8 protein-coding genes are annotated in these 10749 nt (G+C 67.9%); 5 read left to right on the top strand and 3 right to left on the bottom strand.

What is annotated here, in order from left to right:
* Positions 1 to 183: 183 nt before the first annotated feature.
* Both FMEAI12_RS20975 and FMEAI12_RS38425 read right to left on the bottom strand, forming a co-directional pair.
* Positions 184 to 972: a site-specific integrase gene (locus tag FMEAI12_RS20975; protein WP_235014257.1), complete on the bottom strand. Its 789-nt coding sequence runs from the start codon at positions 970 to 972 to the stop codon at positions 184 to 186.
* Positions 973 to 1007: 35 nt separating this feature from the next.
* Positions 1008 to 1196 (bottom strand): N-terminal phage integrase SAM-like domain-containing protein, encoded by a 189-nt coding sequence (locus tag FMEAI12_RS38425; RefSeq protein WP_235014255.1) that lies wholly within the window; start codon positions 1194 to 1196, stop codon positions 1008 to 1010.
* A gap of 580 nt (positions 1197 to 1776) precedes the next feature.
* Here FMEAI12_RS38425 and FMEAI12_RS20970 point away from each other — a divergent pair.
* The 5 genes from FMEAI12_RS20970 (at position 1777) to FMEAI12_RS20945 (ending at position 9223) form a co-directional block, all read left to right on the top strand.
* Positions 1777 to 2400, top strand: a complete 624-nt coding sequence (locus tag FMEAI12_RS20970; RefSeq protein ID WP_112107552.1) for an HD domain-containing protein — start codon at positions 1777 to 1779, stop codon at positions 2398 to 2400.
* A 440-nt stretch (positions 2401 to 2840) separates the two neighbouring features.
* A complete protein-coding gene (locus FMEAI12_RS20960) occupies positions 2841 to 3212 on the top strand; it encodes a hypothetical protein (protein WP_160144305.1) in 372 nt (123 codons plus the stop codon).
* A gap of 191 nt (positions 3213 to 3403) precedes the next feature.
* Positions 3404 to 4231 (top strand): FHA domain-containing protein, encoded by an 828-nt coding sequence (locus FMEAI12_RS20955; RefSeq protein WP_131626639.1) that lies wholly within the window; start codon positions 3404 to 3406, stop codon positions 4229 to 4231.
* A gap of 58 nt (positions 4232 to 4289) precedes the next feature.
* Positions 4290 to 7397 carry an ATP-binding protein gene (locus FMEAI12_RS20950; RefSeq protein WP_112107548.1) on the top strand — a complete coding sequence of 1036 codons (3108 nt, stop codon included), beginning with the start codon at positions 4290 to 4292 and terminating at the stop codon, positions 7395 to 7397.
* Positions 7398 to 7480: 83 nt separating this feature from the next.
* Positions 7481 to 9223, top strand: a complete 1743-nt coding sequence (locus FMEAI12_RS20945) for a hypothetical protein (protein ID WP_112107547.1) — start codon at positions 7481 to 7483, stop codon at positions 9221 to 9223.
* A 263-nt stretch (positions 9224 to 9486) separates the two neighbouring features.
* Here FMEAI12_RS20945 and FMEAI12_RS36280 read toward each other — a convergent pair whose 3' ends face one another.
* Positions 9487 to 10464 carry a hypothetical protein gene (locus FMEAI12_RS36280; protein WP_131626638.1) on the bottom strand — a complete coding sequence of 326 codons (978 nt, stop codon included), beginning with the start codon at positions 10462 to 10464 and terminating at the stop codon, positions 9487 to 9489.
* Positions 10465 to 10749: the final 285 nt, after the last annotated feature.

Genomic DNA, 10749 nt, shown 5'->3' with positions numbered 1-10749 from the left:
GCTGCCTGACTACCCGGGAGGAATAGCCACAACCAAACAGCCACCCCGTCACGCCAGGCCCGACCACCCGGCGCGGTCAGCCACGCCCGCAGCCGACCCAGCCCACACCGGAAATCCTCACCTCAGAGCCCCGCAGCCGATAACACGGCGCGGGGCTCTGTTCTTTTGACAGCCAACAGCCCGTCAGGCCCCCTCCGCCTCGGTCGTCCCGTCCTCCGGGGCCTCGTTGTCCTCCACCGGGAACCAGCCGTCCAGCTTGGCCGCCGCGTCACCGTGCACGGTGTCGACCATGTCCACGTAGATGTCCATGGTCGTCGACAGCATCGTGTGGCCGAGCATCCCCTGTATCTGCTTCCAGTCGACACCGAGCGCGTAGGCCATCGTCGCCGCGGTGTGCCGCAGCGCGTGCGGCCCGAGGTGCGGCAGCCCGGCCCGCTTGCACAGCTTGGACAGGTGAGTGTTCAGCCCGCGCGGCTCCATGTGCGTACCGACGGTGCTCGGGAAGATCAGCCCGTTCTCCTTCCACCGCTTCCCCGCGGCCTGCCGGTGGGCGTGCTGGGCAGTGCGGTGCGCCCAGAGCACCCGGACACACCGGGTCGGCAGCGTGAGCGTGCGCGTTCCGGCCTGACTCTTCGTCGGGCCGACGACCAGCCCCTTCACGCCACTCACCCGGGTCACCTGGCGTTCCACCCGCAGCGTGCACGCCGATTCGTCGAAGTCGGACCAGCTCAACGCGAGCGCTTCCCCACGGCGTAGACCGACCAGCGCCAGCAGCACATACAGGGCGTAATGCCGGGTGGACTTCGCTTCGTCGAGCAGCCGCAGCCCGTCGTCCCTGCTCAGCGCGGCCACCTTCCGCTTCGGCTTCCGCGCTTTCGGGACCCGCAGCGTCTCGGCGACATTGCGACTGATCTTCTCGGTGATGACCGCTTCGTTGAGCGCCTGCCGCAGGACGGAACGCAGCGTGCGCATGGTCGACGTGCTGTACCCGTCCGCCGCCTTGCGGTTCAGAACCGCTGAAGATCCTCGTGCTTCAGCTCGACGAGCCGGCACGAGCCGAGAACCGGGCGGATGTGGTTGTTCACCATGACGCGGTAGTTCGACTTCGTGGACTCCGCCCGTTCCGACGGGTCGACGATCTCGTCAAGAGCGCGCGGTGCAGGCTGCGCCGCGCGACCGCCTGTGCGCGGCCGCAAGCGGCCGTGCTCGCCGGGGGCGTCGCGCCCCGCACCGCGCCATGGCCGAAGGCGGAAAGCGCATCCAGGGGTGGCCCCTGACGTCGAGACACAGCGTTCCACGTCGGGTCGCTGTACCAGCGGCAGCAGGGAAAAGCAGAGCTGCCGCGCCGCTTCCGTTCCTCGGCGTCGGAGGCGCCTGCGGTACGGGTCGGCTTCCCAACGAAATCCGTGGAAGGCCGGACAGCCGAGCCTCTTTGACCATCAAGCGGCATGACCGGCCCGCCTACCAGCGCCCATCCGTCCCGGAGTCACCTTCAAACCCGAGGCAGCCAAAATTCCGATCTCTCCGGACACCACCAACGGGCGCCATGCTTCAATCCGATTCGGCGGCCGGTAGCCTGCGGAATCTCGTGTGAGCTGCGAGTTTCGATCGCAGCAGTCGGACCCCAGCCGTACGCCGCCGTCCGGCTTGCCCTGGTCAGACCCCACCTTTCAGCAGGCACGGGCATGTCGTGGATCACTAGTAGTGTCCTGATGTGATCGTGTGCGAGGGCGTTCTGCTTGCCGGTCGCTGTGGCACGTGAAGGGAGCTCGGGGCATGTTGCAGGTGTTCGAGGCGGCGGCCGGTTGGCCGTCCGTGCGTGAGCGATTGGCCAGGCGCATTGCGGAACAGGATCTAGCCTCGCTGGATGATGCGGTCGCCTTCGCTGTTCGGTGGCACGGGGACCAGACTCGGCCGGCGGGTGAGCCTTATGCCGAGCATCTGCTTGAGGTCGTGTGTGTGTTGGTGGAGGCGATCGGAACGACTGACATCGACGTGTTGCGCGCGGCCGTGCTCCACGATGTGGTCGAGGACACGGAGTGCTCGCTGGAGGATGTGCGCGAGCGCTTCGGTGACCGCGTCGCGGGCTTGGTCGACTGGGTGACCAAGCCCGCACCGTCGGAGGGCCAGACACGTGAGGAGGTGCGGGTGGCATATCTGACACGGTTGCTTAGCGCTCCGGATGATGCACTGTTGGTGAAGCTGGCGGACCGGCTGAGCAACGTGCAGCGGCTGGACGCACATCCTCGGCCGGAGAAACGTCGTTCGTACTACCAGGAGACGGTGCGCTCTGTCGTCCCGCTCGCGCAGTCCCATCCATGGTTCCGCCAGTGGTATGCGGCCTGGAGCGACGCTTTCGGTCATTTGGCTGTCGACAGCCCGGACACGCGTTCCCAGTGACACGTGCGGTGGGAGTTTCTGAACACGGCTCTTGCCTCATGACCTGACCACCTGGGCTTCACCACAGAGTTGGCGAACGGTCGAGTCTTGGCGAAGGGCGGACCGCAGGCGGGTGATCATCAGTGGGAGCCCGCATAGGGCTGGCCCGCGATGGAGGTGGCGTCGCATTACGAGTGAGGCGACTGCTGGTCCCGATATGCTTTTCCGTCGGCTAGCGGCGGTCTGGGGTGCCAGCACTCCCGGAAACGTGCGGCCTGCACCCTGCCCCTCGGCGGGATCGGCCGATAGTTTTCCCAGTAGGAACGATGGGCGGGCGCGAACCGTCTACTAGAGGCGGGTGCGCCGATCCTGGCCGGCTGGTCGGAGGTATGCGTGGACAAGATGTTTCGGGAACTCTCCCATGGTGAGCACGGGTGATCGCGGTGTCGCGCAGTCACTCCGTGCCCGACCGGGACGGCGCCGAGGGCGATATCCGCGGTACCGCCCGGTACGTTCAGGTCCTCCAGACGGGGAAAGGTGCCGTTCTGTCGTTCCGCATCGAGCGATATGACGCCATGGGCAACCGGCTGCGCCCGGTCGGTGCGGAGTTCACCCACTACCAGAGCGGTCAGCTCGACGACGGCGACGAAGTCTCCGGCCGCTGGTCTCGTGGAACGCTGCTGGCGAAGAATACCACCAACCTTTCCACCGGAGCGCGGATCCACGGTTCTGCCGCCTCGGAAAAGGTGGTGACCGCGGCCGGCCTGACGTTCTTCGCCCTGTTCATGCTCTTCGTCCTGGCGGGGATCTTCGCCGGCGCTGTCGTCGGCTGACCGCGACGGTCGCCCGGCGCCGCCCAGCCGCCCGAACCGGTTTTCCGTCGCTGTCGTCCAGTCGACATTTACAGCGTCGCCGGAAATTCATGGATGGCTGCCGAACCGTCCACTACGGTGTCGAATTTGGATCGGCGAGCAGGTAGTAGCTGACCCGGTGGGCCGATCTTGGCCAATTGTCGGAGGTAACCGTGAACAAGGTGTTCCTGGAGTTGTCCCAGGGGGGCCAACTCCTGGCGATCGCGGTGTCGCGCAGTCCCTTCACGCTCGGCCGGGACCACGGCAACGACCTGGCGTTCCCCGGCGACGGGACCGTCTCCGGTCGACACGCGGAGATTGAGCGGCGTGCTGAGGGCTGGCTGATCCGCGACCTGGATCCCGCCCGCGGCGTACGTGTCAACAGGCGGACGATCAGCGCGCCGCAGCTGCTCGTGTCGGGTGATTCGATCCGGGTCGGCCGGGCGCGGCTGACGTTCCGCGCCGACGGTAGTACCGACAGCCAGGACGTCGGCCCGCAGCCGGGCAAATACCTCGACGTCACCGAAGACATGGACGCCGAATTCGTGCCGACAGTCTCCTCCCAGGCGGCACCTTCCACGTCGAAGCGGGCCCAGCCGCTGCCGTGGCGGCCGCCGCCTCAGGTTCCCGGGCAGGCGGCACCCGAAAGCACGGCGGGACCGGCGAGCGCGTTCGACGCAGCGTCCGACTGGCTGCAGCGCCTGCTGCAGCCAGGTGAGCGTGCACAGCCCGTCGACCAGCAGGCCAGGCGTGGCAACGACAAGGTCCGCGGGGTCGCCCGGGGCGTGTCCGAGACCGATGGCGTCCTGAGATTTCGTGTCGAACGATACGACGCCATGGGTAACCGGATGCCCCCGGTCGAGGTCAATGTCGACTACTACCGGCACCGGACCGGGCGGCTCAGCGACGGCGACGAGGTCGAGGTCTCCGGGCGCTGGAAGCACGGGGCCTTGATAGCGAAGAAAGTCATTAACGCTTCGACCGGCGCCGAGGTCCAGTAGTCGGCGTGAACAGCTGGCGCGGTCGGCTGCCGAAAACGTGGAAGAGGACGGTGGAACGATGTCCACAGCATCCGTCACCACGGTGCGAATGGACTACTTGCAGCGTTGCGGTCCCGGGCCGACGTTCCTCGGAGCGCCGTGGACGGAGGCTGTGCCCGGTGCGCGTCGACTGCTTCGGGTGCGAGGCGTGGGCAGGACGGAGAAGCTCCGCCGCGCGACGGTGGCAGCGGACGGCGAACGGTGGCGGTCCCCTACCACGGAGCTGATCACCGGCCTCTACGGATACCGCATCCCGTTCGCCCTGCAGGTGCTCGGCGCGCCTGACGGGGTGTCCGTCCAGATGGGGACCTGGTCGACGAAGGCCGGCTCGGGCGCCATCCAGGATCGTCGGATCGGCGTGGTCGAGTCCGTCCTGAGGGGCCTGTATCCCATCGTCGACGTGGAGAGCGCCGCCGTTCTGCCACCTCGTTGGCCGCTGTCCGGCATGGCACTCGGAGTCCCCGCGCCGGCGGGAGTCGACCAGCACGACGGGGCCGCGCCGATGGACCGGGTGATCCGTTCGATGAGTGGCGCTCACTGGGGCGCTCTCGTGCTCGCGTATCCCCTCGGCGAGGAGACGGTCGGCAACATCCGGAACATGGTCCTCAACGAGATGCGCGCGGTCGAGTCGGCAGCCCAGGACGCGCGCGCGCCCAGCCCGCTGACCGCGCAGTACGTGGAGTTCCTGAGGGCGGTGCTCCGTTCCGCGGGAGAAGGTCTTGCCGTCGGGGCGTGGCGCACCGCCGTATACCTCGGTGGCGATCACGAGAGCTATCCGCGGCTGGCTGCGGCATGGCGCAGCGTCATGTGTGGCGAGCGCTCGTTGCCCGAACCGGTCCGGGTGTTCGACCGTGACCAGGTCGGCGAGCTGGTCACGGCCTGGGCGATGCCGAACCAGCCGGGCGACAACCCGCCTGGACTCTACCGACGTCCGTTCGAATGCCAGACCTTTCTCTCGACAGCCCAGCTCGCGGCGTGCGCACACCTTCCAGAGATCGAGACGCCCGGTTTCTCGGTCGACGTTGCCGCTCGGTTCGACGTGGTGGCGCGACCGGCGGTCGAAGGCGACGAGGGTCTGCTGGTCGGTCGCGTACTGCAACACCGTCGTCCGACGGCCGGGACGTACAAGGTGTCCCGTCGCTCCCTGACGCGCCACGCCTTCGTCGCTGGTCTGACCGGATCCGGCAAGACCAACACGATCATGTCGCTGCTGCTGGCGGCCACGGCGCACGACGTCCCGTTCCTGCTGATCGAGCCGGCGAAGGCCGAGTATCGGGCACTCATCGACCATCCGGCACTGGGCCCGCGGATGCGTGTGTTCACCGCGGGCGACCCGACTGTTGGACCGTTCGTGCTCAACCCGTTCGAGGTGCCCGTGGGAACGTCGGTGAGCGAGCACCTCAACCTGCTGCGGGCGGTCTTCACCGCGGCGTTCGGCATGTGGACGCCCCTGCCGCAGATTCTGGAACGTTGCCTCCACGACGTCTATGTCGACCGGGGGTGGGACCTGCGGACGAACACCAACGCGCGGCTCGGCGCGCCCGACGGCCGCCAGGCGGCGGATCTGGACAGGGCCGCCGCCTTCCCCACGCTGTCCGACCTGATCGCGAAGAGCGAATACGTGATCAGGACGCTCGGCTACGACCAGAAGGTCACCGGAGATCTGACGGCCGCTCTCGTCACCCGGCTCGACTCGCTGCGCCAAGGTGCCAAGGGCGCGATGCTGGACGTCGTCCGGTCGCTGCCGGCGCGGGAACTGTTCGGCATGCCGACCGTCGTCGAGCTCGAGGCGCTCGGTGACGAGGGGGACCGGGCCTTCCTCATCGGACTGCTGCTCATCCGGCTCGCCGAGCACCGGCGGGCACAGGGGCAGTCGGCGGACCTCGTGCACCTGCTCGTCATCGAGGAAGCCCATCGGCTGCTGGCCAACGTGGCGACGCCGGCCTCCGAGGAGACGGCGAACCCGCGGGGCAGGGCCGTCCAGACGTTCTCCCATCTGTTGTCGGAGATCCGCGCCTATGGCCAGGGTGTCGTGATCGTCGACCAGGCGCCGGTCCGGCTCGCCCCCGACGTCATCAAGAACACGAATCTCAAGATCGCGCATCGGACCGTCGCGGCGGACGACCGGGCGGCGCTGTCCGGCGCCATGGCGATGGACGAGCGGCAGTCGTCCGCCCTGACCTCGCTCGACGTGGGAGAGGCGGTGGTCTTCAGCGGCGGCGACGACGCACCTCTGCTGGTGCGGGTTCCCCTCGTCAAGGACGCGATCTCCGCCGCTCCACCGTCCGACACCCGGGTGGCCGAGCACATGCGACGGTGGCGGGCCGCGGGCTCGTTCGACGACCTCTTCCTCCCACAGCCCTTCTGCGCGTCGACCTGCGCGACCCCGGCGGCGTGCGAGGCGGCGCGGCGGATCTCGGACGACGAATCCGCGCGGCGGACCCTGAGCAGGCTGGTGCTCTCTCTCACCACCCGGCCGGATGCGCTCGAACGGCTCTGGGACGACCTGCTTCTCGTGCTGCGGGCGCAGCGACCGGTCACCGTCCAGCCGGACGACCTGTCCCGGGCCTATCTCGGGCACGGATCGGACTGGCTCGCCACCCGCCGTGGCATCCAGGGCGGGTGGTCGTACGCCGACACGGCCGAGTTCCGTGACCGCCTCCGCGAGCTGCTGCTCGCCAGACTGGCCGGGAACCCGCACGCCAGCGAGCTGGCGGCGGCATTTCGCGGGACGGTGCACCGGCTGGACGCCCGCGAGTTCTCCCCATACCCCGTCTGCGAGCTGGTCTGTGCCCAGGAGCCGCCGCTGTGCCTCTACCGTTCGGCCGTCGCGGACCTGGTGGCCAGTGGGCGGTACCAGGCCCCGTGGCGCACGGCCGACGAGAACGACACGGCCTCCGGCGACAGCCGCGCCCAGCAGACCTGGGAGGTCTGCCAGGACGCCGCGTACGAGCTGGTCGAGTTCCCCGATTCGGAGACGCCCGCGGAGGTGGCCCGCGACGTCGAACTCGCGGTCCGCCGCGTGTGCGTCTGCTTCGAGCAACAGATGCTCGCCGGCGACCGCCGGAAACTGCCGAGAACGAGCCGCCGGATTCTCGCCCGCGTGATGGCTGAGGCCGGTCTGTGATGCGGGCTGCTCGACGCGACATCAGTACGGAGACGAGTTCCAGGTCCGACGACCGCGCTCCGTACAGCGGATAGGGGTATCCGGTGGACGGACTCGAAATGGAGCATTCCTCCGCGGCCAGCCAGGCCGCGAGCCACAGTGCCGAGAGCCGCATTGAGAGTCGCGACAATGCGCATGGGCCCGACCGGAGCGGCGTCACCCAGCGAGACGAGCACCTGCCGAAGGTCGAGCAGAGTCTCTCGGCGGACTTCGCTCGCCCTGAGCCCGGCCAGACTGACGCGCGGCCCGAGGCCGGCCGCGCCCCGGCCCCGGACGGCGGCAGCCAGCGAAGCGGTTCCTTGGAGGCAAAGGGCGATGACTCTTTGGCCCGGGCGGCGACCGCGCCGATTTCACAGCTCGACATGGCGAAGGAGCTCGGGAGAGCTCTCGACAGCGCGGCAGCGGCAAAGATTCGGGAGGCCGAAGCCTTCGCCGAAAAGATGACGCACGAGGCGGTCAGTGCCGTCGAGAAGAAGGCCTTGGCGGTCATGGACACGGTCGAGAAAAAGGCGGCGGAGATTGGGGAGGCCGCGCGGCAGGCCGATCGGAAGATCGGGTCAAATCCAACAGTCGAGACCCTCAACGAGGTTCTCGAGAAGGCGATACCCGCGATCGCCTACCCTGGACTGAAGGAGACCGTGGAGATCGTCAAGCATTCGGCATCCATCATGAATGCCGAGTGGGACGTGGTGTTCGGGGACCCGGCACAGCAATCTGACGGCAAGAAGGAGCTGTACAACGAGCTGCGCGAAGTGTATGCGCAACTCTATCCGGTAGGTATCGAGGCGGTGAGCACCTTCGTGGCGGAGAAGAGCCAGGGCGTCGGCACCGACGAGGCGCTCAGGGACGCCGCGGAACAAGGTGTGAAGTACGCCCCCTTCGCGCAGGCCGAGAAGCACCTCGAAAATGCCTACGAGGCCCATGAGCGGGGCGACAGTCATACCGCGGCGGTTGAAGCGGCGAAGTTCGTTCGGGATTTTGTCGAAGAGGTTGTCAATATCGTCGAAATTATCGATGGTATTCGCGATCTGGCCGGGCTGCGGAAGCGTTCCCCGACGGTCGAGAAGCCCGGGACTGGGGCGCCCAGGGGCGAGGTACCCAAGGGCGAGGTGCGAGGGAACGAAGCACCCAAGGCCGGAGCCAACGGCGCCAAGGCGCCGAAGACCGCTGCCGGCGGCTTGGCCGGCGGCGCGGCGCCCGCCGTGGACGCGGCCCGGCCACGCGCTCCGATGATCGATGTCGCCGAGATCAAGCCGGTGGGTGGTGAGTCCGGCGGCTGGCGGCAGCTCGGTGAGCCGAACCGAACGGGCTACGCGGCGATTGGCTCAGCGGCCGAGAAACAGGGGCTCATGGGCGTCGCCACCTACGACCGCGGCACGGGCGAGGTCCGGCTGACCGTCCGGGAGGTCAACAGCTACCAGCGGGAGGTGTACTCCCAACCCATCGGCCGGCTGTCCCAGGCCGAGCTCGACGCGATGCGCCAGCAAAGCGGCGGGAACCCCACCCGGTTCGGGAACCTCGTCGAGAACCGGGTGCGCGAGATGATCAGCGAGGCCACCGGGCAGCAGATGTATGACCCGATGAAGAACCCGAGCAAGACGGGGCCCGACTGGCTGCCCCAGCAGCTACCGCTGCCCCACCCGTCCGTGCCGCCTCCTGAAACGCGGATGCGTGTCGATTCGTCCACGGTCGAACCGTCGACACAGCCGCAGCATGAGTATCTGGACGAGAAGACGACCTCATCCGAAAGGCCCCGCCTGAAGCGAGCCGTCCGGCCTCCCCGATAGCCTCCGGATGGGGTCGACCGCATCCAACCCGGTGACGTGGTCGGCGGTCCACCACTGTCGGAGTCGACCGACCAGGGCCAGCTCGCGATCGAGCCAGGCGGGCTCACCGCGCCCGCCCCCGACCAGACCTGGCGCCGTCGGAAACCGCAGCCGCCAACGTCCCACCCGCGAACCGCGCATCGGCGCGTCCGGGGGAACCAGTTGAGGCAGGTCAAGCGTGAACGTTCCAAGCGCGCCCTCGAATCGCTGCGCCAGGTGGACGATCACGAAATTTGGTGCCTCGGTCGCACCGAAGGTGAAACCGGCGTTCGAGAAAGCGCCGGAATCGGCGAAGGCGCCGGACGTCGAGAATGTTCCAGGTGTGGGATCTCTCCCACTGGCAACGACGGGTGCACCGCGGCGACGATGCCGGTGGGTCCAGGTCGGTCGTTCCGATCTTGATGCCGGCGGCGGTTGCGGTCGCCCCGTCTTTGACCTTGCCGAAAAGCAGGACGAAGCCGGCCTTGACTGGGCCGCCGGTGTCGCGAACGTGATGGCAACCGGTCCGGCGGGGACCAACAGCCCCCGCTCGGGCATGTTCCGTGGTGTGCCTGCCCGGCCCGAGCCGGCTGCCTGGGCATGCCTACCAGGTTCGATGGTTGCGGTTCGAGCGGGCCGGGCGCCGGGCGGCGTAGCTGCACCGAGCGTGTCACGATCAGGCCGAAGATGCTCAGATTGATGAGCAGCATGTAGAGCGGGAAAGCGTAGTCAAAGTATTCCCAGCCATCGAGCGTCAGTAGTGTAACCACCATGCCCAGCAGGCTCATCAGGTAGGGTGATGCTTTTTCTGAGTGGGGCTCGTAATACACTTTCGCAAGCGTCGGGATGCTGCCGAGAATATCGGCCAGGATGCTCAGGGTGAGCGCCGGGCCGGGGTTGTCGGCGACCTGCCAGAGAACAATTCCCAACGCCGCGCATCCACCGCACATCATATCGGTCCGACCTGCCCGCCAGGCGGTGTTTCTCCCGACCGAGACCGCGAAGACCAGCAGCGGGCCGACGCCGAGTGACAGCGTAACCCAGGACGCCGAGGTCACCCCGTCCTGAATTTGCGCAGCAAACGCGACGAGCGGCGTCGCGCCCCAGCACAGCCAGCTGACCGGATTCGGCCGGGCCGTTCCCCGCCAGGTCATCGCCAGATAACTCACACCCGCCGCAAGCCGCAGGACGACCGCTACCACAATGTACTCGGTACCCAGCATCGGGCTTCCCCGCTCATTCCCTGACTGCACATCGGCGACTGCTGGAGCAGCGAGTGACGTTACGGAACGCGACAGGCACCGCCCAGGGGTGCCTGTCGGTCAAACGGTCCGGGTGCTACCACCCGGATTTCTGGCTTCCACCACCTCGCCGGGGATGGCGCATAAGCGCGGTTTCGTGGAGGACCGCCGACGCGGTGGCGGCTCGTCGCGCCGGCGGCGCATGGCACGCAGACGTTCCCAGCCGCTGAGGGTGGGTGGCCGGATGACCAGGCATCGGGGGGGTCG

The organism is Parafrankia sp. Ea1.12, assembly GCF_900465275.1.
In the GTDB taxonomy this organism is placed as follows: domain Bacteria; phylum Actinomycetota; class Actinomycetes; order Frankiales; family Frankiaceae; genus Parafrankia; species Parafrankia soli.
This window is presented reverse-complemented; position numbering and strand designations above follow the sequence as displayed.

Excerpts from the sequence above, each read along its gene's own strand:
- FMEAI12_RS20950 (WP_112107548.1), top strand. The coding sequence starts at position 4,290 with ATGTCCACAGCATCCGTCACCACGGTGCGAATGGACTACTTGCAGCGT.
- FMEAI12_RS36280 (WP_131626638.1), bottom strand. The coding sequence starts at position 10,464 with ATGCTGGGTACCGAGTACATTGTGGTAGCGGTCGTCCTGCGGCTTGCG.
- FMEAI12_RS20970 (WP_112107552.1), top strand. The coding sequence starts at position 1,777 with ATGTTGCAGGTGTTCGAGGCGGCGGCCGGTTGGCCGTCCGTGCGTGAG.
- FMEAI12_RS20975 (WP_235014257.1), bottom strand. The coding sequence starts at position 972 with ATGCGCACGCTGCGTTCCGTCCTGCGGCAGGCGCTCAACGAAGCGGTC.